Annotated in this window: 26 protein-coding genes; 17 read left to right on the plus strand and 9 right to left on the minus strand. The window is 60.1% G+C overall.

All coding sequences use genetic code 11. The features are described from left to right. Positions 1–127: 127 nt before the first annotated feature. Positions 128–961: an EAL domain-containing protein gene (locus DWA01_RS19410; protein ID WP_114287463.1), complete on the minus strand. Its 834-nt coding sequence runs from the start codon at positions 959–961 to the stop codon at positions 128–130. A 127-nt stretch (positions 962–1,088) separates the two neighbouring features. On the opposite strand from DWA01_RS19410, the gene DWA01_RS19415 reads away from it, so the two are divergent. Further along, on the plus strand, positions 1,089–1,670 hold the full coding sequence (locus DWA01_RS19415) for a DNA-3-methyladenine glycosylase I (RefSeq protein WP_114287464.1): 582 nt from the start codon (positions 1,089–1,091) through the stop codon (positions 1,668–1,670). 32 nt (positions 1,671–1,702) lie between these two features. Here the strand turns inward: DWA01_RS19415 and DWA01_RS19420 are convergent, their stop codons facing one another. Then, a complete protein-coding gene (locus DWA01_RS19420) occupies positions 1,703–2,266 on the minus strand; it encodes a TlpA disulfide reductase family protein (protein WP_114287465.1) in 564 nt (187 codons plus the stop codon). A 21-nt stretch (positions 2,267–2,287) separates the two neighbouring features. On the opposite strand from DWA01_RS19420, the gene argH reads away from it, so the two are divergent. The 4 genes from argH to DWA01_RS19435 all read left to right on the plus strand — a co-directional run bounded on the left by argH (position 2,288) and on the right by DWA01_RS19435 (position 7,839). Beyond that, entirely contained in the window at positions 2,288–3,679 is a 1,392-nt protein-coding gene (gene argH / locus DWA01_RS19425; protein WP_114287466.1) for an argininosuccinate lyase, read from the plus strand. Then, entirely contained in the window at positions 3,676–3,840 is a 165-nt protein-coding gene (locus DWA01_RS23355) for a hypothetical protein (RefSeq protein ID WP_200832623.1), read from the plus strand. Before argH ends, DWA01_RS23355 begins: the two co-directional genes overlap by 4 nt. A 127-nt stretch (positions 3,841–3,967) precedes the next feature. After that, positions 3,968–5,233, plus strand: a complete 1,266-nt coding sequence (lysA, locus tag DWA01_RS19430) for a diaminopimelate decarboxylase (RefSeq protein ID WP_114287467.1) — start codon at positions 3,968–3,970, stop codon at positions 5,231–5,233. 35 nt (positions 5,234–5,268) lie between these two features. Then, positions 5,269–7,839, plus strand: coding sequence for a TIGR02302 family protein (locus DWA01_RS19435; protein WP_114287468.1), 2,571 nt, complete (start codon positions 5,269–5,271; stop codon positions 7,837–7,839). A 5-nt stretch (positions 7,840–7,844) separates the two neighbouring features. Here the strand turns inward: DWA01_RS19435 and DWA01_RS19440 are convergent, their stop codons facing one another. Continuing rightward, a complete protein-coding gene (locus DWA01_RS19440; protein WP_235008627.1) occupies positions 7,845–8,639 on the minus strand; it encodes a zinc-ribbon domain-containing protein in 795 nt (264 codons plus the stop codon). Between the two features lie 154 nt (positions 8,640–8,793). On the opposite strand from DWA01_RS19440, the gene DWA01_RS19445 reads away from it, so the two are divergent. From DWA01_RS19445 to DWA01_RS19460, 4 genes are read left to right on the plus strand one after another with little or no spacing between them, the layout of a single operon-like run. Further along, the gene (locus DWA01_RS19445; RefSeq protein WP_114287503.1) at positions 8,794–9,465 is read left to right on the plus strand and encodes a cell division ATP-binding protein FtsE; all 672 of its coding nucleotides are present in this window, start codon (positions 8,794–8,796) and stop codon (positions 9,463–9,465) included. After that, a complete protein-coding gene (locus DWA01_RS19450) occupies positions 9,462–10,364 on the plus strand; it encodes a cell division protein FtsX (RefSeq protein ID WP_114287470.1) in 903 nt (300 codons plus the stop codon). The genes DWA01_RS19445 and DWA01_RS19450 overlap by 4 nt, the downstream gene beginning before the upstream one ends. Then, complete coding sequence (locus tag DWA01_RS19455; protein ID WP_114287471.1) at positions 10,364–11,098, plus strand: lysophospholipid acyltransferase family protein; 735 nt, start codon at positions 10,364–10,366, stop codon at positions 11,096–11,098. The genes DWA01_RS19450 and DWA01_RS19455 overlap by 1 nt, the downstream gene beginning before the upstream one ends. A gap of 2 nt (positions 11,099–11,100) precedes the next feature. Continuing rightward, positions 11,101–11,706: a pyridoxamine 5'-phosphate oxidase family protein gene (locus DWA01_RS19460; protein WP_114287472.1), complete on the plus strand. Its 606-nt coding sequence runs from the start codon at positions 11,101–11,103 to the stop codon at positions 11,704–11,706. 21 nt (positions 11,707–11,727) lie between these two features. Here DWA01_RS19460 and DWA01_RS19465 read toward each other — a convergent pair whose 3' ends face one another. Together DWA01_RS19465 and DWA01_RS19470 are read right to left on the minus strand one after the other, a co-directional pair. Further along, positions 11,728–12,690 carry an acetyl-CoA carboxylase carboxyltransferase subunit alpha gene (locus tag DWA01_RS19465; RefSeq protein WP_114287473.1) on the minus strand — a complete coding sequence of 321 codons (963 nt, stop codon included), beginning with the start codon at positions 12,688–12,690 and terminating at the stop codon, positions 11,728–11,730. Positions 12,691–12,756: 66 nt separating this feature from the next. Next, the gene (locus DWA01_RS19470) at positions 12,757–13,599 is read right to left on the minus strand and encodes a Scr1 family TA system antitoxin-like transcriptional regulator (RefSeq protein WP_114287474.1); all 843 of its coding nucleotides are present in this window, start codon (positions 13,597–13,599) and stop codon (positions 12,757–12,759) included. Positions 13,600–13,719: 120 nt separating this feature from the next. On the opposite strand from DWA01_RS19470, the gene DWA01_RS19475 reads away from it, so the two are divergent. Together DWA01_RS19475 and DWA01_RS19480 are read left to right on the plus strand one after the other, a co-directional pair. Further along, positions 13,720–13,947, plus strand: coding sequence for a DUF2061 domain-containing protein (locus DWA01_RS19475; RefSeq protein WP_114287475.1), 228 nt, complete (start codon positions 13,720–13,722; stop codon positions 13,945–13,947). Between the two features lie 88 nt (positions 13,948–14,035). Further along, on the plus strand, positions 14,036–14,869 hold the full coding sequence (locus DWA01_RS19480; RefSeq protein WP_114287476.1) for an AraC family transcriptional regulator: 834 nt from the start codon (positions 14,036–14,038) through the stop codon (positions 14,867–14,869). Between the two features lie 48 nt (positions 14,870–14,917). On the opposite strand, the gene DWA01_RS19485 is transcribed toward DWA01_RS19480, so the two are convergent. Then, a complete protein-coding gene (locus tag DWA01_RS19485) occupies positions 14,918–15,877 on the minus strand; it encodes an L-malyl-CoA/beta-methylmalyl-CoA lyase (RefSeq protein WP_114287477.1) in 960 nt (319 codons plus the stop codon). 275 nt (positions 15,878–16,152) lie between these two features. Here DWA01_RS19485 and dgcN point away from each other — a divergent pair, with 275 nt between their 5' ends. From dgcN to DWA01_RS19500, 3 genes are read left to right on the plus strand one after another with little or no spacing between them, the layout of a single operon-like run. Then, on the plus strand, positions 16,153–17,154 hold the full coding sequence (gene dgcN, locus DWA01_RS19490; protein ID WP_114287478.1) for an N-acetyltransferase DgcN: 1,002 nt from the start codon (positions 16,153–16,155) through the stop codon (positions 17,152–17,154). Between the two features lie 7 nt (positions 17,155–17,161). Further along, positions 17,162–18,127 carry an N-acetyl-D-Glu racemase DgcA gene (gene dgcA / locus DWA01_RS19495; RefSeq protein ID WP_114287479.1) on the plus strand — a complete coding sequence of 322 codons (966 nt, stop codon included), beginning with the start codon at positions 17,162–17,164 and terminating at the stop codon, positions 18,125–18,127. Between the two features lie 10 nt (positions 18,128–18,137). Continuing rightward, on the plus strand, positions 18,138–18,998 hold the full coding sequence (locus tag DWA01_RS19500; RefSeq protein ID WP_114287480.1) for a D-amino-acid transaminase: 861 nt from the start codon (positions 18,138–18,140) through the stop codon (positions 18,996–18,998). 55 nt (positions 18,999–19,053) lie between these two features. Here DWA01_RS19500 and DWA01_RS19505 read toward each other — a convergent pair whose 3' ends face one another. The 3 genes from DWA01_RS19505 to DWA01_RS19515 form a co-directional block, all read right to left on the minus strand. After that, a complete protein-coding gene (locus DWA01_RS19505) occupies positions 19,054–19,689 on the minus strand; it encodes a hypothetical protein (RefSeq protein WP_136057789.1) in 636 nt (211 codons plus the stop codon). Between the two features lie 146 nt (positions 19,690–19,835). Next, positions 19,836–20,153, minus strand: a complete 318-nt coding sequence (locus DWA01_RS19510; protein ID WP_114287482.1) for a DUF1244 domain-containing protein — start codon at positions 20,151–20,153, stop codon at positions 19,836–19,838. Positions 20,154–20,164: 11 nt separating this feature from the next. Beyond that, entirely contained in the window at positions 20,165–20,509 is a 345-nt protein-coding gene (locus DWA01_RS19515; RefSeq protein WP_114287483.1) for a 5-carboxymethyl-2-hydroxymuconate Delta-isomerase, read from the minus strand. A gap of 160 nt (positions 20,510–20,669) precedes the next feature. Here DWA01_RS19515 and pyk point away from each other — a divergent pair, with 160 nt between their 5' ends. From pyk to rpmI, 3 genes are all read left to right on the plus strand, one after another. Continuing rightward, positions 20,670–22,115, plus strand: a complete 1,446-nt coding sequence (pyk, locus tag DWA01_RS19520; protein WP_114287484.1) for a pyruvate kinase — start codon at positions 20,670–20,672, stop codon at positions 22,113–22,115. Between the two features lie 31 nt (positions 22,116–22,146). After that, a complete protein-coding gene (locus tag DWA01_RS19525; protein WP_114287485.1) occupies positions 22,147–22,371 on the plus strand; it encodes a hypothetical protein in 225 nt (74 codons plus the stop codon). A gap of 120 nt (positions 22,372–22,491) precedes the next feature. After that, complete coding sequence (gene rpmI / locus DWA01_RS19530; RefSeq protein ID WP_114287486.1) at positions 22,492–22,692, plus strand: 50S ribosomal protein L35; 201 nt, start codon at positions 22,492–22,494, stop codon at positions 22,690–22,692. The last annotated feature ends 2 nt before the right edge of the window (positions 22,693–22,694 follow it).

The raw sequence follows: 22,694 nt of genomic DNA on the forward strand, positions 1-22,694 counted from the left end.
GAACAGGGAGAGGATCTCTGACGTGTGCGCGCATGGCTGGCCGATCCTTCCCTGGATGGGCTCAGCGTAATGCTGCAACTGCACAATAAGCAATGATCACGTTGCAGGTAATCGCAATTTTATGAAATCAGCCGGTCAGATCCTGCTGATATTCCTGGTCCCAGACCGGAGAAATCGTAGGCACACCAAAGTAGTAGCCCTGCATGCAGTCGATTCCGATTGAGGCGAGGTATTTCGCGTCCGCTGCGTCTTCGACCAGTTCGGCAACGGTAAACATTTCAAAATGGCGCGCGATCGAAATCAGTGCCTGGGTCAGAACCTGATTGTCAGGGGATTTGTGAATGCCCTGGATAAACTGGCCGTCAATTTTGATAATGTCGAAATAAAAGTCTTTCAGGTAACGAAAAGAGGTGTACCCGGCGCCAAAGTCGTCGAGCGCAAAGGACACGCCCTGATCCTGCATTTCGGCCATAAAATCCCGCACCTGGTCGGGTCTGACTATTGCCGAAGATTCAGTGATTTCCAGAATCAACCGTTCCGCAACCGTGGGGCTGAGCGCGAGGCCCGCCGCCAAAGTCTCTCTCCAGCGCGGATAGTCGATGGAGCGCGCCGACATGTTCAGCGCCAGCCGCAGACCCGGCTGCTGTGCCAGGGTCTCAAGCCCCATTTCGAGCGCAAGGCAGTCGACAACGCGGCCCATTTCGGTTTCTTCGATCTCTTCGATGAAGTCCTTGGCGGGAATGATACGGCCGGTGGTGTCCCGGATGCGCATCAGGCCTTCGTAAAACGCCGGCTCTTCCGGGCGCGCGGTCTGCACGACCGGTTGATAGGCGAGCATGACCTGTTTGTTTTCCAGCGCAGTGCGGACCATGGCCAGCACATCGCCGTCTCGTGTGGCGACGGCAATATCCAGCGGATTGTTCATCTTCGTTGCGGGGATATCAGTCTTGGTCTCAAACATGTGCTCACTGCCTTTCTGCTGCTGACAACTTGGCGTTGAAAAGATAAAGAAGCATGAAGAAAAAGTGTCCATTTTTAGATGCTGTGGCGGGCGGAACCACGTCTGAGCCATAAAAACAGGGGGTTGTATGGATCAGAGATGCGCCTGGGTCGGCAGTGAGGTAATTTATTTAGATTATCACGATGAGGAATGGGGCGTGCCGGAGTGGGACAGCCGGGCTTTATGGGAGAAACTGATTCTCGACGGGTTTCAGGCCGGGCTGAGCTGGATCACCATTCTCAAAAAACGGGACAACTTCCGCGCTGCGTTTGCCGGGTTTGATCCTGATGTCATTGCCACCTGGGGAGACCAGGAAGTTGCAGCGCTGTTGCAAAATCCGGGCATTATCCGGCACCGGGGCAAGATCGAAGCGACCATCGGCAATGCAAAGGCCTGGCAACGTATTGAGGCGGCGCAGGGCTTTGACCGCTTCCTGTGGGACTACGTCGGCGGCGCGCCGTTGCAGACCAATTTCACCGACAAGGATCAGGTGCCGACGCAGACGCCGCTGTCGCTGCAGATCTCAAAGGACCTGAAAAAGGCCGGTTTTAAGTTCTGTGGCCCCACCATCGTCTATGCGTTCATGGAGGCGGTGGGTATGGTCAACGACCACCTGGTGGGCTGTCCGTGTCACGCCAAAGTCAGCGCGCTGGCGGTCAGGCCGGATTAAGCCGGATTAAACGGGCATCTGTTCCGCTGTGCTCAGCTGGCGGGATCTGCAATCAGCGCCGCAATAATGGCCCGGGCGCTGTCGCCATACCATTCCGCATCCCCCACCATACGCGCGACTTCGCGCCCCTGGCGGTCAAGCACAAGGGTCACCGGCAGGCCGAGCACATCCATTTCGCGGGCCAGCTCCTGTTTGGCGTCGGTCAGCACCGGCAGCGCGGTGATGGCGGCCTTTTTGAAAAACCGGGTGATCGCCACGGGCTGATTGCGGCCGGTGGCAATGGTCAGCACCTGGAAATCCTCGCCGCCAAACTCTTGTTGCAAGGCGTCCAGCTGCGGCATTTCTTTCAGGCAAGGGGCGCACCAGGTGGCCCAGAAATTCACCAGCAGATATTTGCCGCGAAAGTCTGACAGTGAAGTTTCCGCCCCGTCCATCGTGCCCAGCAGGGTGGTGCCAACAGGTTTTGCGCTGGCATGAACCACCAGTTTTTTCATCGTCCCGCTACGCAGCGCAGCGACATCGCTGATTCCCGCCAGCGCAGCATTTGCGCCAAAGGCAAGGGCGGTATAAAGGAGGATCAACTGAAACAGTTTCATATATTTCTCCAGGGGCGCCGAATGACTGATAAATCCTCGAACGCAATGTGGGGCGGACGTTTCGCCGCCGGGCCGGATGCAATCATGGAGGCCATCAATGCCTCGATCGGATTCGACAAACGGATGTACGCCCAGGATATTGCCGGGTCTCGCGCCCATGCGGCCATGCTGGCTGCAACGGGCATCATTACCGATAAAGATGCCGAAGCGATAGGGGAAGGGCTGCTCACAGTCTTGTCAGAGATCGAGAGCGGAAATTTCCCGTTTTCCACCGCGCTGGAAGACATCCACATGAATGTGGAAGCGCGTCTGAAGGACATTATCGGCGAGCCGGCCGGCCGTTTGCACACCGCGCGTTCGCGCAATGACCAGGTGGCGACCGATTTCAAACTGTGGACGCGTGAACAGTATGACGCCGCCATTCAGGGGCTGGAGGCGCTGATTGGCGCGCTGCTGACCCAGGCCGAAGCCGGGGTTGATACGGTGATGCCGGGCTTTACCCATCTGCAGGTGGCCCAACCGGTGACCTGGGGCCACCATATGATGGCTTATGTGGAAATGTTTGGCCGCGACATCAGCCGCTTCAAAGACGCACGTGCCCGGATGAACGAATCACCGCTGGGAGCTGCCGCGCTGGCGGGCACTGGTTTTGACATTGACCGCCACATGACGGCGGAGGCGCTGGGCTTTGACCGGCCTGCCGCCAACTCGCTGGACGCGGTGTCGGACCGTGATTTTGCGCTGGAATTCCTGTCCTGCTCCACCATCTGCGCCATGCACCTGTCCCGCTTTGCTGAAGAGCTGGTGATCTGGTCCTCAGCCCAGTTCCGCTTTGTGGCGCTGTCGGACCGGTTCTCCACCGGCTCCTCGATCATGCCGCAGAAAAAGAACCCGGATGCCGCCGAGCTGATCCGCGCCAAAATTGGCCGCATCATGGGCGCAATGGTGGCACTGTTCACGGTGATGAAAGGGCTGCCTCTGGCCTATTCCAAAGACATGCAGGAAGACAAAGAACAGGTCTTTGACGCGGCCGACCACCTGATGCTGGCACTGGCAGCGATGACCGGCATGGTGTCGGATATGTCCGCCAACACCGAGGAGCTGCGCAAGGCTGCGGCCTCGGGCTTCTCCACCGCGACCGATCTGGCCGACTGGCTGGTGCGCGAGCTGAACCTGCCGTTCCGCGACGCCCATCACGTGACCGGCGCGCTGGTGGCACTGGCCGAGGCCCAGGGCTGTGACCTGCCAGAGCTGAGCCTTGAGGACATGCAGGGCGTGCACGCCGACATCACTGCCGCGGTGTTTGACGTGCTGACGGTTGAGAACTCGGTCTCTTCCCGCATGTCCTACGGCGGCACTGCGCCGGCGCAGGTGCGGGTGCAGATCGCGCGCTGGAAGGAGATCCTGTCTTGATAAAAACCGTATTGTTTCTCGGCCTGCTGACACTGGCAGGCTGCGGCGCCGCCGGCGCGCCGGTCAAACCCCAGGTCAGCGGCTCCGCGACGCTGGGGGTGAATTCCAACAGTGGCGCTTATACCGACACTGAAATCTCAATTTATGTGCCGCTGAACTGACGCTGAAAGGCCGGCCTCCGGGCCGGTCTTTCTCATTGCACCGATTGCATTTCCGCCCACCTTTTGTATGTGTGGGGCCTGCGCCCCGGCGCATTGACTTTCCTTACGCACGAAGGCCTGTGACCTGATGGACCATTTTCTGTATCGCGACGGTAGCCTGTATGCCGAAGATGTCTCCCTGGCGGAGATCGCTGCCCGGGTCGGCACGCCGTTTTATTGTTACTCCACCGCGACGCTGACACGCCATTTCACCCTGTTTGATGAGGCGCTGTCGGGCATGGACCACCTGGTCTGTTATGCGATGAAAGCCAATTCCAACCAGGCGGTGCTGACGCTGATGGCCGGTCTTGGTGCCGGGGTGGATGTTGTGTCGGGCGGCGAATACCGCCGCGCCATAGCGGCCGGTTTCACCGGCGACAAAATTGTGTTTTCCGGTGTTGGTAAAACCCGCGAGGAAATGACCCTGGCGCTGCAGGGCGGCATCCGTCAGTTCAATGTCGAAAGCGAGCCGGAAATGGAACGGCTGAACGCGGTCGCCCAGATGCTTGGGCTGGTGGCACCCATTACCGTGCGGGTGAACCCGGATGTGGATGCAAAGACCCACGCCAAGATCGCCACCGGCAAGAAAGAAAACAAATTTGGCATCCCGATCAGCCGCGCGCGGGAAGTCTATGCCCGCGCCGCCGCGCTGCCCGGCATCGACGTGATTGGCATTGACGTGCATATTGGCTCGCAACTCACCCAGTTGGAGCCGTTTGAGGCGGCCTATAACAAGGTGAAAGAGCTGACGCACGAGCTGCGCGCTGACGGGCATGACATCCGCCGGCTTGATCTCGGGGGCGGGCTGGGCATCCCCTATGAACGCTCCAACGAGGCGCCGCCACTGCCGTCAGAATATGGCGCCATGGTGCAGCGGGTGCTGGGCGATCTGGATGTGGAAGTCGAGATTGAACCGGGCCGGCTGATTGCTGGCAATGCCGGAGTGCTGGTGTCGGAAGTGATCTATGTGAAATCGGGCGAAGAGCGCGAGTTTCTGATCATTGACGCGGCAATGAACGATCTGATCCGCCCGGCGATGTATGAGGCGCATCACGACATTGTCCCGGTGGTTGAAGCCGCTCCTGGCAGCGAGAAAGTCAAATATGACGTCGTCGGCCCGGTGTGCGAAAGCGGCGATACTTTTGCCAAACAGCGCGATCTGGATGTGCTGGGCGAGGGCGATCTGATCGCGTTGCGTTCGGCCGGGGCTTACGGCGCGGTGATGGCATCTGAATATAATTCCCGCCCGCTGATCCCGGAAGTGCTGGTGCAGGGGGATCAATTCGCTGTCATTCGCAAACGCCCGGACTATGATGAGATGATAAACCGCGATATCATTCCTGAATGGCTCTGATGTGACGTTTCGCACCGGAGCAATGGGATCGGTGCATGAGACATAGCCCCAAACTGCCACCACAGGCTGAACGCCTGCTGCGATGGCCCCTTTTGCTGACGCATCTGGGGGTCTTTGCCGAGCGTGCGCACCGGGCGTTCTGGCCGCTGTATTCCATCCTGTTTTTCTTGCTGGCGCTGCAAATGTTCGGCCTGCCGCTGCGGGCCCCGGTCGAAATGTTCTGGGCAGGCGCCCTGCTGGCTGTGCTGGCGCTGGGCTGGGCCTTGCTACGGGGGCTGAGACGCTTTCGCTGGCCCGGCCGGGCGGATGCGCTGGCCCATCTTGATGCCAGCCTGGTCCACCGGCCGCTGTCCGGGCTCAGTGATTCTATGGCCATCGGCGCAGCGGATGCGGCGTCAGTCGTGGTCTGGCAGGCCCATCACGACCGTTTGATGGCGCAGCTGAAGGGTGCGGCGCCGGCCAGACCGGATCTGCGCATTGCCGGCGATGATCCCTTCGCCCTGCGCTACCTGGCACTGGTGGCTTTTGTGATGGCGCTGTTATTTGGCAACGGGCTGCGCCTGAACGACCTGCAGGGGCTGGCCCCGGGGGTGGGGCAGGTGAATGCCGCCAATGGGCCATCCTGGGAAGGCTGGCTGACGCCGCCCTCCTATACCGGCCTGCCAACGCTTTACCTGGCGGATATTACTGACGGGAAAGTCCGGGTGCCGGTGGGCAGCACGCTGATGTTGCGGCTCTACGGTTCAGCCGGCGCGCTGAGCGTGCACCAGGATCTGACGAAATTTGACCAGGACGACAGTGGCGCGGAGCAGCAAAACTATCTGATTGCCCGACAGGGCACTCTGGATATCACCGGTGCAGGCGGCGCACGCTTTGAGGTCGCGGTGATTGACGACATGCCGCCGCAGGTCTGGATATCCGGCGAGATTACCCGCGCTGCCGACGGCGAAATGCGCCAGCCTTTCAGCGCCAGCGATGATTACGGCATCAAATCCGGTCAGGCCGAAATCACCCTGGATCTGGCGCGTGTGAAGCGGGTCTATGGCTATGCGGTCGCGCCTGATCCACGCGAGACCATTGTGCTTGATCTGCCGATGACCATTGCCGGAGACCGGCGGGACTTTACCGAGATGCTGGTGGACAACCTGTCAGAACATCCCTGGGCTGGTCTGCCGGTGAAGGTGCAGTTGAGCGTGCTGGACGCGGCGGCGCAACAGGGCAGGGCCGCGCCCGTCTCTGTTGACCTGCCAGGGCGGCGGTTTTTCGATCCGATGGCCGCAGCGCTGATTGAAGAGCGGCGTGAGCTGTTGTGGTCGCGGACCAACGGCGCACGTGTGGCTCAGATCCTGCGCGCGGTCACTTGGCGCCCGGAGGATGTGTTTGAGGACAGTTCCAATTACCTGACGGTGCGCAGCGTGATCCGGCGGCTGGAGCTGGCGCTGGATACCGGTCCGCTGAGCCCGGCTGAGGTCGGTGATATCGCAGCCGCATTGTGGGAGGTGGCCGTGCTGCTGGAAGATGGCACCCTGGAGAATGCATTGGCGCGTCTGCGCCAGGCGCAGGAGCGGCTGTCTGAGGCGATTCGCAAGGGCGCTTCTGATGAGGAGATCGCGGCGCTGATGCAGGAGCTGAATGAGGCGCTGGACAATTACATGGCGCGGCTGGCGCAGGAAAGCCCGCCGGGCGACCCGTCGCAGAGCAGCGAAAATTCGATGGACATTACTGGCGACCAGTTGCAGCAACTGCTGGACCGGCTGCAGCAGCTGATGGAGCAGGGGCGGCGTGCCGAAGCACAGGCGCTGCTGGAGCAGCTGCGCCAGATGATGGAAAATATGCAGGTCACCCAGGGTGAAAACGGCCGCCAGACACCGGGGCAAAGATCGCTGGAACAGCTGGGAGACACGCTGGAAGAGCAGCGGCAGCTGAACGACGAGACCTTCGGGGATCTGCAGCAGCAATTTGATCAGGCGCTGCGCCCGCCGGGCAGCAGCGGCGAGAACGGCGACCCGTCGGGGCAGCCGCCGACTTCCGAGCAAAACCCGGGGCAGAACACCGGCCCGGGCCAGCCGGGGCCTCAGGGGCAACAGCCCCAGCAGAGCGATGATCTGGCCGACACCCTGGCAGACCGGCAACGGGCGCTGGCAGATGAGGTGGCGCGCCAGCAGCGCAATCTGCCCGGCAGTGGCAGCGAGGAGGGCGATGCGGCCCGCGATATGCTTGATCAGGCGATGCGGTCAATGGATGAGGCAGCTGATGCCTTGAAAGACGAAGATTTTGCCACCGCGCTGGATCGCCAGGCGGATGCGATGGAGGCGTTGCGTCAGGGCATGCGCGACCTGTCCGATCAACTGGCGCGGGACGAGGATGGTCAGTCCGATCAGCAGGGCAGCGCCGATGCGCGCAGCCGGGACGGGCAGCGCCGCGATCCGCTGGGGCGTGAAACCGGGGCGAACGGAATGGTTGGCTCTGAAGGGGATCTGGCCGTAGGCGACGACGTCTACCGCCGGGCCCGGGACCTGCTTGACGAGATCCGCAAACGCAGTGGCGAACAGTCCCGCCCGGAGCTGGAGCTGGAATATCTCAAACGGTTGCTCGACCGGTTCTGAGCCGCTCAGTCGCCGCTGACCTGTTCCAGAAGTTCAGCGATGCGCGTGGCGGTGCCCTGCATGACCTGGTCAAGCCAGTCTCGCAAGCCATTGGCGACATTAACAAAACCGGACAATGCTGGTCTGAGCTCCGGCATCATACCGGCCAGAACTTCCGCATAGGCGTAGATGCCGATCAGCGCCGCGGTCAAGATCATCATCAGCCCAAAACCGGTGCGAAAGCCGCGCTGCGCAGAAGTGTTTGTCTCACTTTCCAACGCCGCCGGGGCCTCTGCCTCGCGCTCAGATGTGGCCCGCAGCGAGGAGTTGATTTCTTCGATGTCGGGCAGAAGATCGCGGCGTTTGCCGGCGCCGGGCTCGGTCTCTTCGGGCAGGTCAGTGCCGCGCAGCCGCGCCATGCGTCGGTTCAGCGCGTTGGTCTCATCCTGGCCCGGATCGTCAAGTCCGAGATCAGGCTGCGTTTCCAACGTATTGTCATCGCCGTCGCGTGCCGTGGTTTCCCGTTCGGCTTCTTCGCGCAGAATGTCGCGCACGCCGGGATCCATCGCGCGGCGCATGTGTTTTCCACTGGCCTCCGCGCCGGGGGCGGGTGATGCGGGGTCCGGACTGGCCGCAGCCGGAGGCGCGGGCTGCGCCGGGGCTGCCATGCCCAGATCCTCAGCCAGGCCGGCATCCTGGCCTGCGGGCGGCTGAAACCAGGTGTGGCCACAGTTTGAACATTGAACATCACGACCGTCTTCGGGGATAGCTCCGGTATCCACCTCATACTGTGCACCGCAATTTGGACAAACTAAACGCATTTTTTCCCCGTGCCGCCCCGAAAATAGGGAGATCCCACCACTCATTCAGCGGGATTCTACCAAGATTACCCCGATTGTCCAAGCAATTGCACAGCTTGCATTGAATCACCCGCGCGGCTGAGGCAAAACTGTCGCGTAAGCAATGAGGTGTTCTGTGATCGAGCTGAAAGATGTGAACTACGGCTATGGGGGAGCGGACCTTCTGGTCGGGGCGTCCCTGTCCCTGGGCGCGGGTTCTTTCCATTTTCTGACCGGACCTTCGGGCGCCGGGAAAACCACCTTGCTGAAGCTGTGTTACCGCGAGTTGCAGGCCAGTTCCGGCAGGATCACGCTGTTTGGCCAGGACGCGCGCGACATGGGCCGTGATGACGTGTCCGATCTGCGCCGCCGGGTCGGTGTGGTGCACCAGGATTGTCAGTTTCTCGACCATCTGAGCCTGGCTGAAAACGTCGCCTTGCCGCTTCTGGTGTCCGGGCACGCGTCTGACCCGGGAAATCTCAAAGAGTTGCTGGGCTGGGTTGGCCTCGGAGACCAGGCCGGGTCGTTGCCCGCAGAACTGTCGGGCGGTGAACGCCAGCGCGCGGCGCTGGCCCGGGCGGTGATCATGTCGCCTGATGTGGTGATTGCGGATGAGCCCACCGGCAACGTGGACTGGGAAATGTCACAGCGTCTTCTGCAGCTGTTGATTGAACTGAACCGGATGGGGAAAACCATTATAATTGCCACTCATGACATGAACCTGATCCGCGCCGCCAAAGCACAGGTTTCGGCGCGCGTGGTGCGGATCAAGGACCGGCGGCTACAAATCGCAGGAGCGGACCTTTGAGCGGCGGGACGCAGGGACGCGCGGTGTTCTCAGCGGAAACGGCGGCGGACCGTGTGGTGCCGCCCACAGGTTTTACCGCAAGGCTGACGCTTTTTGCTGCTGCTGCGATGGCTTTCCTTGCGGTGTTTGCACTGGCGCTGTCGCTGGCGACCGGACGGCTGGCGGACCGCTGGGCCAGCGAACTGGCGCGCACTGCAACGGTGCGAATTTCCACCACTCAGGATCAGAGGGTGGCGCAGACCCGCGCGGCGCTGAAGGTTCTGGAAACCACCCCTGGTATTGCCTCGGCCCGGGCGCTGAGCCTGGAGGAAGAACAGGCGCTGCTGGAGCCCTGGTTTGGCCCCGCCATGCCCATCGCCAGCCTGCCGGTGCCGCAGTTGATTGAGGTGATTGAAGATGAGAACGGATACGAGGCTGAAGGGTTGCGGCTGCGGCTGATGGCGGAGGCACCCGGGGCGGTTCTGGACGATCACACCCGCTGGCGGCGTCCACTGGTCCAGGCGGCGGAACGGCTGCGCACCATGGGCTGGATCGCGCTGGCGCTGATTGCAGCCACGACCGGCGCGATGATCACTCTGGCGGCAAATGCGGCGTTGTCAGCCAATGCCCAGGTGATCCGGGTGCTGCGCCTGGTGGGGGCACGCGACAAGTTCATTGCCGCTGCTTTTGTGCGTCGCTTTACCCTGCGGGCCTTCAGTGGCGCGGTGGGTGGCACTCTGCTTGGCATGCTGGCAGTCTTTATGCTGCCGGGCGCCAGTGCTGAGGGCAGTTTTCTCACCGGGCTTGGTTTTCAGGGGCTGCACTGGCTGTGGCCTCTTTCGGTGCCGCCGCTGGCGGGTGCCGTCGGATTTTTGGCAACGCGACTTGCGGCGTTGCGCGTTTTGAAAGGGCTGATGTAATGGGCACGGCAATTCAGTATCTGCGGTCGCTGGTTTTTAACACCATGATGTATGTGATGATGGTGGTGTTCGGGCTGCTTTACCTGCTGCCATCGGTGGTGAACCGGAAGTACGCTTATCGGGCGATCCGGACCTACTGCCGTTATGTGCGCTGGAGCGCGTCCTGGATGATCGGGCTGAAGTCCGAAATCCGTGGCCCGGTCCCGGATGGTGAGGTGATCATCGCCTCCAAACATCAAAGCTTCTTTGATGTGCTGATGCTGGTCTCGGTGCTGCCCCGGCCCAAATTCATCGTGAAAAAGGAATTGCGTTTTGTGCCGATTGTCGGGTTTTACTCCAGGCGGATCGGATGCATCTATGTGGATCGCGGCAAACGCTCAGCGGCGATTAAAAGCATGGTAAAAGGGGTGAAAGAGAGCGGTGGAATTCCGGGTCAGCTTATCATATTCCCCCAAGGCACCCGCGTCGCCGCCGGCAAAAAAATGCCTTATAAAATTGGCGCCGGTGTGCTCTTTGAAAAGACCGGACAGGCGATGATCCCGGCCAGTACCAATGTCGGTGCTTTCTGGCCACGCCACGGGCTGTTGCGCAAACCCGGGCTGGCGGTGCTGGAATTCCTGCCAGAGATTGCACCTGGAGTGCCGATCAAAGAGGCGATGAAAATTCTCGAACAGCGGGTCGAAGGATCCTCTGACGCTTTGTTGGTTGAGGTTGGATTTACCGGAAAGGGCTGAGCATGGATTTTATCAGGGATGTTGAGGCGCTGGAGATGCTCTACGGCGTGCCGGGCCAGGCGTCTCTGGTGAAAGTGGCACGGCAGATGACGCCGGCCTACCGGTCCTGGATCGCGCGCTCGAAATTCTGCATTCTCTCCACCGTGGGCCCTGAAGGCATTGACGGCTCGCCGCGTGGGGACGCCGGGCCGGTGGTGCTGGAGCTGGATTCCGGGACCCTGGCCCTGCCGGACTGGCGTGGCAACAACCGGTTGGATTCACTGCGTAATATTGTACGTGACGACCGCGTCTCTCTGATGTTTATGGTGGCGAGGTCCGACAATGTGGTGCGGGTAAACGGGCGGGCACGCCTGACTGCCGACACAGAGATTACCCGGCGGTTTGAGCGTCAGGGCAAACACCCGGTCACCGTGATCATCATTGAAATCAAAGAGATCTATTCGCAATGTGCCCGCGCCATAATGCGCGCAGAACTGTGGCAGGCGGGGGATCAGGCCGCTGGGCTGCCAACGGTCGGAGACATGCTGCGGGAAATGACAAACGGCGCCACAGATGGCGCCGCTTATGACCGTGAGTGGCCCGGGCGGGCCGAAAAATCGATGTGGTAAGACGCGTTAAGCGGCCAGATTTCAGGCGGCCAGACCTTTCGCCCCAATATCGAGGAATTTCTGCCGCCGGTCTTTAAGCAGCTCTTGCGGACTTTTTTTGCTCAGGTCGTCCAGCATTGCTTCAATCGCAGCGCCAACCGAGGCCATCGTTGCCTCTTTGTCGCGCTGTGCGCCGCCCTGGGGTTCCTCGATGATATGGTCGATCACGCCAAGTTTGTGCAGATCCTGGGCTGTCAGCCGCAGCGCTTCGGCCGCTTCACGCATCTTTGTCGCGTCTTTCCACAGGATGGAGGCGCAGCCCTCTGGCGAAATCACCGAATAGACCGAATGTTCCAGCATCGCCACGCGGTTGCCGGCAGCAAAAGCCACAGCGCCGCCGGAGCCGCCTTCGCCAATCACAATGGAGATCATCGGCACTTTCAGCTGCAGACATTTCTCGGTTGAGCGGGCAATGGCCTCAGACTGGCCGCGTTCTTCTGCGCCCTTGCCGGGGTAGGCGCCGGTGGTATCAATGAGCGCCACCACGGGCAGACCAAACCGGTCGGCCAGATCCATAAGCCGCACCGCTTTGCGGTAGCCTTCTGGGCGGGCCATGCCGAAATTGCGTTCAATGCGGGATTTGGTGTCGTGACCCTTTTCATGGCCGATCACCACCACCGGACGGTCGCCAAGACGCGCAAGCCCGCCCATGACCGCATGGTCATCGGCAAAATTGCGGTCGCCGGCCAGTGGAGTGTATTCGTTGAACAGCGCAGCGATATAGTCGCGGCAATGGGGGCGCTGCGGGTGGCGCGCCACCTGACATTTGCGCCAGGGTGTCAGATCACGATACAGGCTGACCAGAAGATCGGCGGCTTTTTTGTCCAGCGCCACGGCTTCTTTTTCAACATCCATTTCTTCGTTCGCACGTGCCAGCGCGCGCAGTTCTTCCGCTTTGCCTTCAATCTCAGCCAGCGGTTTTTCGAAATCGAGATAGTTGATCATACCGTACTCCGTCACTTGTTACATGCGTATATGGCGGGGCGGGGCGGCGTTTGCAACTGGACTCATTTACAGCACCTGTAAATCCCGCAGGGTCCGCGCCGCATCCCGGGCGTCCACAGAGGCTTCGCGCACCAGCCAGTCGAAATGCTGAGTCATCGATGCCACGCGGTCACTGCCGCGGAATGTCAGATAAAACCGGCCGACATAGACCACGGCCAGCAAGGGGCCAAATACGGTCATTGGTGCGGAGTAAATGGTGTGGGCATCAAACATGAACAGGCGCAGGGTGGGGAAAAGCTCGTCACAGGTCTCCGCCAGGTGGTCGAGTTGAGCCTGGCGCACGTCACGGGGCAGGCCGGCGTAATAGCCGGAACCCTCGGCGAAGGCCTGGAATTCGTGCAGAGGCACAGCGATTTCGACATCAGACTGTCGTGACTTGAGAAAAGACTGCAGGGATTGCGTCGCCTGAATCGCCTGTTCCGGCGATTTCGCCTGGTGATCGGCATATTCCCAGCGCAGGACCTCATTGGTTTTCAAAAAATCCGGCAGGGTCGCGGGCACGTGGCGGATTTTATATCCGGCGGCTTCCTGGTGCCAGACCTGGAGCTGCTCATCCGCCGAGCTGCGCCGGGCCTGGGAAAAGCTCATTGACGCGGCCAGAATATCACCGGCGCGTTCGGGCCGGTCGGACAGGCCCAGCAGCCAGTCACAGCTGACACCCAGCGCGCCGGCCGCATCGGCCGCAAGCTGGGCATTTGGCAGACGCGGCGAATCGGCCATCAACAGCTGACCAATGGTGGAGCGGTCGACAGCGCAGGCCCGGCCCAGCTGGCTTTTGTTGACGCCGTTGCGGGTCATGGCTTCCCCGAGGCGGTTGCGGAAAAGCACGGCACGGTCCCGTTTGTCCATAATCTCACCACTTGTTGAGTTAAATCTGCATTGCATGATTTCTGCAGCAAATCTACCAAATTCCACCCCTGGCTGGCAATTGGTAGATTTGCTGCAGAAATCATTTGAAAGGAACGAGTTATGGACAGTCGCCGCCGGCTATGGGCCAAAGCAATTACGTGGCAGGTGTTGGGTTTGTTTTCGATGACAGCTCTTGGCGCGGCATTTACCGGGTCGTTCACTGCTGGTGGGTATTTCGCCCTGGCAGCCGCGGCCATCGGTCTGATCAGCTATGTGATACACGAACGCTTGTGGGCGCGGGTGCAGTGGGGCAGAGCGAATAAGCACATCAGTCGAAACGAGTCCTGAGCTTTTGTCGCCACGGGCAGCACAAGTCAGCAAGATTTGCTAAAACCACTCATGTCAAACCGGACACGGATTGAATGGGAGCCCGGACATGGGGATCAATTACGAAAATCGCATGATGCGGGTGCTGGATTATATTCACCAGAACCCGGCTGGCGATCTGTCGTTGGATGCGCTGGCAGATGTCGCGGCACTGTCGCGGTTTCACTGGCACCGGGTCTTTGCGGCGATCACCGGTGAAACCTGCGCTCAGGCGGTGCGCCGGGTGCGGTTGCATCTGGGCTCAGCAAAGTTGGTGCATTCTGCGGCCTCCGTGGACCAGATCGCCCGGGATGTGGGTTATAGTTCCGTGCAGAGTTTTTCGCGTGCGTTCTCCGAATCCTATGGCATGGCCCCCAATCAATTCCGTCAACGCGGCGATATGACGTCGCCGCTACTTAAAGTACGGAAAGGACAATATCCGATGTTCCCAGTGGAAATTAACACGCTTGAAGCCGGGGTCCTCGCGGGCCTGGTGCATCAAGGCAGCTATTTTGAGATCGGTTCAAGTTTCGAAAAAGTGGCGGCGGTAGTTGCGGCGCGCAACCTGTGGCCTCAGACGCGCGGCATGGCAGCGGCCTACTGGCAGGACCCGTCCGCGGTTGCCGAAAGTGAGCTGCGCAGTTTTGCGGGCGTGAAATGGACCGGCGAGGCGGTGCCCGAAGGGCTTGAACGACATGAGGTGGCGGCAGGGCGCTATGCGGTGATGCACTACAAGGGCCCCTATGCCGGTCTGCGTGCGGCCTATGATCATCTGTTTGGCGTCTGGCTGCCCGCAAGCGGCGAAGCGCCCGGCGATCAGCCCTGTCTTGAGGTCTATCTGAATGATCCGCGCGAAACAGCGCCGGACGATTTACTTACCGACGTCTGTGTCGTGCTGAAATAGACCCGGATGCAGAGAACCGCCCCGCCTGTTGCCGGCGGGGCGTATTTGTCATGATCCGGCGATCAGTTCGGACTGGGCAACGATAACTTCGGCCTGTTTGATCGAGGCAATGTCGACCAGACGGCCTTTGTACACTGTGGCGCCTTCGCCATTGGCCTTGGCAAGCTCCATCGCGGCGAGAATTTCACGGGCCTCTGAAACCTGGGCGTCGGACGGGGTGAACACGTCATTTGCCAGCGCGATCTGTTTGGGATGGATCGCCCATTTGCCCACCATGCCCAAAGTGGCCGAGCGCCGGGCCTGCGCGACAAACCCTTCGTCATCCGAAAAATCGCCAAACGGGCCGTCGACCGGCAGTACGCCATGGGTGCGGCAGGCGGCGACAATGGCAGTCTGGGCCCAGTGCCAGGGATCCGACCAGTGTTTCTGGCCCTGGTGCAGCATGTAGTAATTTTCCTGGGTGCCGCCGATGCCGGTGGTCTGCATTCCCATTGAAGCGGCAAAATCTGCCGCGCCCAGGCTCATCGCCTGCAGGCGCGGGGAGGATGCGGCGATTTCCTCGACATGACTGAGGCCGGCAGCCGATTCAATGATGACTTCAAAGCTGATGGGGCTTTTGCGCCCGGTTGCGGCCTCAATGGCGCTTACCAGCGCATCCACCGCGTAAACGTCTGCGGCGCAGCCGACTTTGGGGATCATGATCTGATCCAGCCGCGCGCCGCCCTGTTCCAACAGATCAACAACGTCGCGATACCAATATGGGGTATCCAGCCCGTTGATACGCACCGAAACGTATTTTTTGCCCCAGTCCACGGTGTTCAGCGCGGTGATGACATTGGCACGGGCGCTGTCTTTGTCAGACGGGGCAACAGAATCCTCAAGGTCCAGGTTGATGACGTCCGCCGCACTGGCTGCCATCTTTTCAAAAATGGCCGGGCGCGAGCCGGGGCCAAACAGCTGGCAGCGGTTCGGGCGGGCAGGGGCGGCGGGTTGGATGCGGAAACTCATGGCGACCTCAGCGTAAGGATGTTGCTCGTATCTATCCGCAATAGTTACATTGTTGCGCACTTGTCTGCAAGCAGTGTTTCGCATGTGCAGAAATTTAGCCGCGCCGCAGCAATTTCGCAGAAAGCGGGCAGCGTGTGGAGATTCTGCGAAGAAAATTCATAAAAGGCCAGGTCAGGTGAAGGATTCTCCCAAAATTCGGCAATACTGCAGGCAAATACGCGATCACATCCCACAGATCATCGCTACAAGGAGAGCAAGCACAGTGGAGAACCGACATGATCAAGACACCTTATCTTCTTTTCCTCGGAGACGCGCCTGACGCCCTGGCCGCCAAAGTTGCCCAGGGTATCAAGGACTGGCGTCCGGATCACGCCGTGGCTCAGTTCCGCATGGAAGGCTGCAACGCCGATATGGGCCTGCCCGATATGACGCTGGCCGAGGCCCGCGCCGCCGGGGCGGAAACCCTGGTGATTGGCGTTGCCAACCGCGGCGGGGTGATTTCGCCCGCTTGGAAAAAAGTACTGGTGCTGGCGCTGGAAGAAGGTTTTGACCTTGCATCCGGTCTGCACAATCTTTTGCGCGATGAGGCGGATCTGGTGGCAGTGGCTGAGGCTTGCGGCCGTGAGCTGCATGATGTGCGGGTGCCCGAAGTGGAATATCCGATCGCCAACGGGGTGAAACGCAGCGGCAAACGTTGCCTGGCCGTGGGCACCGATTGCTCGGTCGGAAAAATGTACACCGCTCTGGCGCTGGACAAGTCCATGCAGGCCAAAGGCATGAAGTCGTCCTTCCGCGCCACCGGGCAGACCGGTATCCTGATCACCGGGGACGGAGTGCCGCTTGACGCAGTTGTTGCCGATTTCATGGCGGGCGCGGTTGAATATATCTCGCCTGACAATGAAGCTGACCACTGGGACCTGATCGAGGGTCAGGGCAGCCTGTTCCACGTCTCTTATTCCGGCGTGACAATGGCGCTGGTCCACGGCGGTCAGCCGGATGCGCTGATCCTGTGCCACGAACCCACCCGCGAACATATGCGCGGCCTGCCAGGCTATGCGCTGCCCAGCCTTCAGACGCTGCGGGACACGGCACTGCCACTGGCGCAGGTTGCAAACCCGGCATGCAAAGTTGTCGGCATCTCAATCAACACCGCCAATATGAGTGAAGAAGACGCGCTGGCCTATCTTGCCGAGATTGAGGCCGAAATGGGCTTGCCGGCGGTGGACCCGTTCCGTCAGGGTGCCGACAGGCTGGCAGACGCGCTGGCGGCAATCTGAGGTGCCCATGCAACTGACTGTATCCCCCGATACCTATCGGCTCGCCGAGGTGTTCACCATCTCGCGCGGGTCCCGCACTGACGCCAAAGTTCTGACCGTCCGGATTACTGACGGGCTTCACCAGGGCTGGGGGGAATGTGTGCCCTACGCCCGCTATGGCGAAACGCTGGACAGTGTGACCGCAGAAGTTGAAGCGCTGCCATTGCCGCTGAACCGTGCGCAGTTGCAGGACCTGTTGCCCGCCGGAGCCGCGCGCAACGCAGTGGATTGCGCCCTGTGGGATCTTGAAGCCAAACGCGCCGGCAAACGGGTGTGGGAACTGGCCGGGCTGGCCGCCCCTGGTCCCGAGCTGACCGCCTTTACCCTGTCACTGGGAGAGCCCGCTGACATGCGGGCGGCGGCGGCGCGCAATTCATTCCGTCCGCTGCTTAAAATCAAATTGGGCACACCGGATGACATGGCGCGGCTTGAGGCCGTGCGCCAGGGCGCGCCCAAATCCCGCATTATCGTCGACGCCAATGAGGGCTGGACGGCCGAAGTCTATGCCGATCTGGCGCCACATCTGTTGCGCCTGGGGGTTGATATGGTGGAACAACCGCTGCCGGCGGGCCAGGACGACATGCTGGCCGAGATCGCGCGGCCACTGCCGGTCTGTGCCGATGAAAGCTGTCATGATCGCGCCAGCCTGCCCGCGCTAAAAGGCAAATACGATATGGTCAACATCAAGCTGGACAAGACCGGTGGTCTGACCGAAGCGCTTTTGCTGCGGGAGCAGGCACTTGCGGAAGGTTACGGCGTCATGGTCGGCTGCATGGTTGGCAGCTCGCTGGCGATGGCGCCTGCGGTGCTGGTGGCACAGGGCGTGGCAGTGACAGACCTTGACGGGCCGCTGCTTCTGGCCGAAGACCGGGAGAACGCGTTAAAGTTTGATGACGCCGGGGTGCACCCGTCTGTGGCGGCGCTCTGGGGCTAAGGAGAGAAGTATGAGCCGGATTGTATATGTAAACGGAGAGTACCTGCCCGAGGGTGAAGCCAAGGTTTCGATTTTTGACCGTGGTTTTCTGATGGCCGACGGCATCTATGAGGTGACCTCGGTTCTGGAAGGCAAGCTGGTTGATTTTGAAGGCCACGTTCTGCGCCTTCAGCGCTCTCTGTCAGAGCTGGACATGGCGTCGCCGGTGGACATGGACGAACTGCTGACAATTCACCGCGAACTGGTGGCCCGCAACGAGCTGGACGAGGGTGGCGTTTACCTGCAGATCACCCGTGGCGCGCCGGCGGACCGTGATTTTGTCTTCCCCGACCCAGCGGAAACCCCGTCCACCATCGTTATGTTCACCCAGTCAAAAAACCTGGCGAACGCCCCCTCGGTTCAGACCGGGATTTCGGTGATTTCCATTGAAGACCTGCGCTGGGGCCGTCGCGACATCAAAACCGTGCAATTGCTCTACCCGTCGATGGGGAAAATGATGGCGAAAAAAGCCGGTGCTGACGATGCCTGGCTGGTTGAGGATGGTTTTGTCACCGAAGGCACCTCGAACAACGCCTATATCGTGAAGGGCGGCAAGATCATCACCCGCCAGTTGTCCAACGACATCCTGCATGGCATCACCCGCGCGGCGGTTCTGCGTTTCGCGTCCGAGGCGCAGATGGAAGTGGAAGAACGTCTGTTCTCCATCGAAGAAGCGCAGCAGGCGGACGAGGCCTTTATCACTTCGGCGACGACCTTTGTGCAGCCGGTTGTGAAAATTGACGGCGAAACCGTCGGCACCGGCACCCCGGGTCCGGTGGCCATGCGTCTGCGCGAAATCTACCTGGATGAAAGCCGCAAGGCGGCGATCTGACCCCACTGATATTCAGGCTGTTCCCGGTTGAGAAATCGGGGGCAGCCCCAAGCGGTTACGGGTGGTAGCCCAGCAAGATCACCAGAAACGGGATCGGCGCCACCGCGATCAGCACCGTCAGCAGGAAGCCTGGCAGCGAATAAAGCCGGCTCATCCCGGCGAGCATCGCCAGCCCGCCACCGCCGCCGATCAGAGAATTTCCCGGAATATTAAGCGCCACACCCAGGGCGAGATAGCGATACCGCAACAGGTTTGGCGCCAGCCGGTTGGGAAACTGAGCGGCAAGGTAATCACGGCGTTCGCTCAGCGTCATCTGCGCCGACCGCGCGACCAGATTGCTGGCTTTTTGCATGTGAATTGCGGCAAAAATCCTGGCCAGCACCGCCGGCGGGCAAAGCCGTCCTGCCAGATAGGCCAGGCTGAGCGCTCCAACCATGGTGATATACACGAGCGCGGCAATCTGATCGCCAAATGTGGACATAAGCCCGAGGCCGATTTCCGCGCCGGGGACAAATGGCACTGCGGAAGCCAGAAAATAAATCACCGCTGTGACCCAGACCATCGGCGGCATACCAGTGTCGTCACCGTCTGACGTTTCCAGCCCGGCGATATCCGGCAGCAGGTGGCCCACGCCCCAGCCCAGCCCAAGCAGCGCCCCGTAAAAGGCGATGATCCAAAACCAGCGTTTCACGCGAACCATGCTGCACGGCGGCAGTGGTTTCGGTTCCCTAGCAGCCCCACCCAGGGGGGGGATTCTCTGAAATATCGGGTCATAATACACCTCTGTGACAGCCCCCACAGGACAGCGGAGGTCTCACATCGCATTTGTCAGCGCGATCAGCCTTTGTCCGGTCCGACGTTTTCTTCAAAGGCGACTTTGAATTCAGCCTGCTTTTGCGGGCTGGCGTCGGACTGATAATTGGCTTTCCACTCGGCCATGCTCATGCCGTAATAGATTTCGCGCGCCTCATTCTTGTCCATCTCGATGCCGCGCTCATTGGCGGCCTCCTGGTACCAGCGCGACAGGCAGTTGCGGCAGAACCCGGTCAGGTTCATCATATCGATGTTTTGCACATCGGTGCGTTTTTCCATCAGGTGCTGGCGCAGGGTGCGAAAAGCGGCAGCTTCAATTTCTATGCGGGTCTGGTCGTCCATGTCCGATCCTTTCACAAGTTGCGTTTGGCGTAGGTCGCTGTGGTGATTTCTTTGATCTCCACCGACAGATTGGCCACAGTGGGCAGTTTTTCATCCAGCAGCGCCAGCAAGCCGCTGGTCAGCCCGGCCTGAACTTCCTCTGAGCGCCCCTGCAGCAGGCGGATGGTGGCATGCAGGAAATCCTGACGTTCACAGCCAAGTGCGGCATGGCCCACAGCGGTCGCGCGTACTTTTACCGCGCCGGAATTGGGAAATGCGCCGGTTTCGATGGCAAATGCGCAAATGTCATTGCAAAGAGTTTGCATGTCATGTGCAGTCTCGAGGTCAGGCGAATATTCCAGAACAAAATGAGGCATTTGGGCTCCTTGAAGGGGTAAAGTGCTAGCTGGTCTGCATGGACGTTTACATGTGCTTACAAAAATCAAAGACAATGCGCCAGTTGTCAGCGGCTTTGAATTCAGCCATATAGAGCGCGGCCCACCAAAAAATTGAAACGACTATAAGGAACGAGGCAATATGAGACGCCTTCGCCATGTGAAGATCGTTGCAACGCTTGGGCCTGCATCGAATGACTATAAAATGATCCGGGCTCTGTCCGAAGCCGGGGCCGATGTGTTCCGCCTGAATATGAGCCACGGCGAACATGAAGACATCCGCAAGCTGCACACCATTATCCGCCAGGTCGAAACCGACCTTGGCCGCCCGATCGCAATTCTGGCCGATTTGCAGGGGCCAAAGCTGCGTGTGGGCAAATTCGCCAATGATTCCGAAGAACTGGTCTCCGGCGCCGCCTTCCGACTGGATCTGGACTCCTCTGACGGTGATGTAACCCGCGCCTGCCTGCCACATCCGGAAATTTTTGCCGCGCTGAAACCCGGCGCGACGCTGCTGGTGAACGACGGTAAAATCAGCCTGAAAGTCGATGAGTGCGGCACGGACTTTGCCAATTGCACCGTTATATTCGGTGGCACGATTTCCAACCGTAAAGGTGTGAACGTGCCAGATGTGGTGCTGCCGGTTGCGGCGCTGTCTGACAAAGACCGCAAAGACCTGGAGTTTGTCTGCGCGCTGGGAGTTGACTGGCTGGCGCTGTCGTTTGTTCAGCGTCCTGAAGATGTGACCGAAGCCCGCGACCTGGCCGCTGGCCGCGCCGCGATCCTGTCCAAGATTGAAAAACCTGCCGCAGTGGACGTGTTTGACGACATCCTGGCGGTGTCTGATGGCATCATGGTTGCCCGTGGGGATCTGGGGGTTGAGCTTCCGGTGCAGGCTGTGCCACCGATTCAGAAACGTCTGATCAGAAGGTGCCGCGCCGCGGCCAAGCCGGTGATTGTGGCGACGCAGATGCTGGAAAGCATGATCGAAAGCCCAATGCCAACACGCGCTGAAGTGTCTGATATTGCTACCGCAATTTATGACGGCACCGATGCGATCATGTTGTCTGCCGAATCCGCTGCCGGTGACTATCCGATTGAAGCGGTGACCACGATGAACAACGTGGCCATAGAGGTCGAAGCCGATCCGACCTGGCGTAAAGTCATGGATGCCAGCAGCTCGGGTGTCAAAACCACCACCGCTGATGCCATCGTTTCTGCCGCGCGTGAGATTGCGGAAACCACCGATGTTAAAGCCATCGTCTGTTTTTCCGAATCCGGCACCACCGCATTGCTGACCGCACGGGAACGCCCTCAGGTGCCGATCATTGCAATGACGTCCCACAAGTCGACGGCGCGCCGCCTGGTGCTGAACTGGGGCACACATTGTGTGGTGACCTCTGAGGTCGACCGGTTTAAAACCGCCGTTGTGAATGCAGCGCGTGCGGCTTGTGAAGGCGGCTTTGCGACCAGGACAGATCAGATCGTCGTGACCGCGGGTATTCCGTTTAATCAGCCAGGCTCGACCAACATTCTGCGGGTGGCCCCCTGCGACGAAAGATTGATTTTCAGCGCAGATCCGGAATAATAGCCCCAGCCCCTGTTCAGGGAGGGCTTTTATGAGCAATGACTTGGTCTTGATTGTCGGCATTATCATCGCGGGGATTGGAATTCCCGCGCTGATAACCTCCTTTTCAGAAAGCAGATCCGCAAGAGCGAGCATATTAATGTTCGCTCTTGGCGGCGCATTAATCGCCTGGGCAGTAATTGCGCAGCCCGGTGGTTATACCATCAGCGAAGTTCCGGGCGTTTTTGCCCGTGTGCTCGCTAAATTCATTCGCTGAAACCGGCTTTCCTCTTGCGAGTCGCTGTATTGCCGCGTATACGCCCGAATTCTAGGTGCGGGACCGGCTGAAGTGGCATGCCGAGTTGCGCGTAACTACCGCCCGAAGAAGGAGACGGAAATGCCCAAGATGAAGACAAAATCGAGTGCGAAAAAGCGCTTTAAAGTGACTGCGACCGGTAAGGTCATGGCAGCTCAGGCTGGCAAACAGCACGGTATGATCAAACGTACCAAGAAATTTATCCGTAATGCACGTGGCACGACCGCGCTTTCCGCACCTGATGCGAAAATCGTCAAGTCCTACATGCCCTACGACCGTTAAGG

Origin of the sequence: Candidatus Halocynthiibacter alkanivorans, from assembly GCF_003333265.1 — a bacterium.
Classification (GTDB): Bacteria; Pseudomonadota; Alphaproteobacteria; order Rhodobacterales; family Rhodobacteraceae; genus Halocyntiibacter_A; species Halocyntiibacter_A alkanivorans.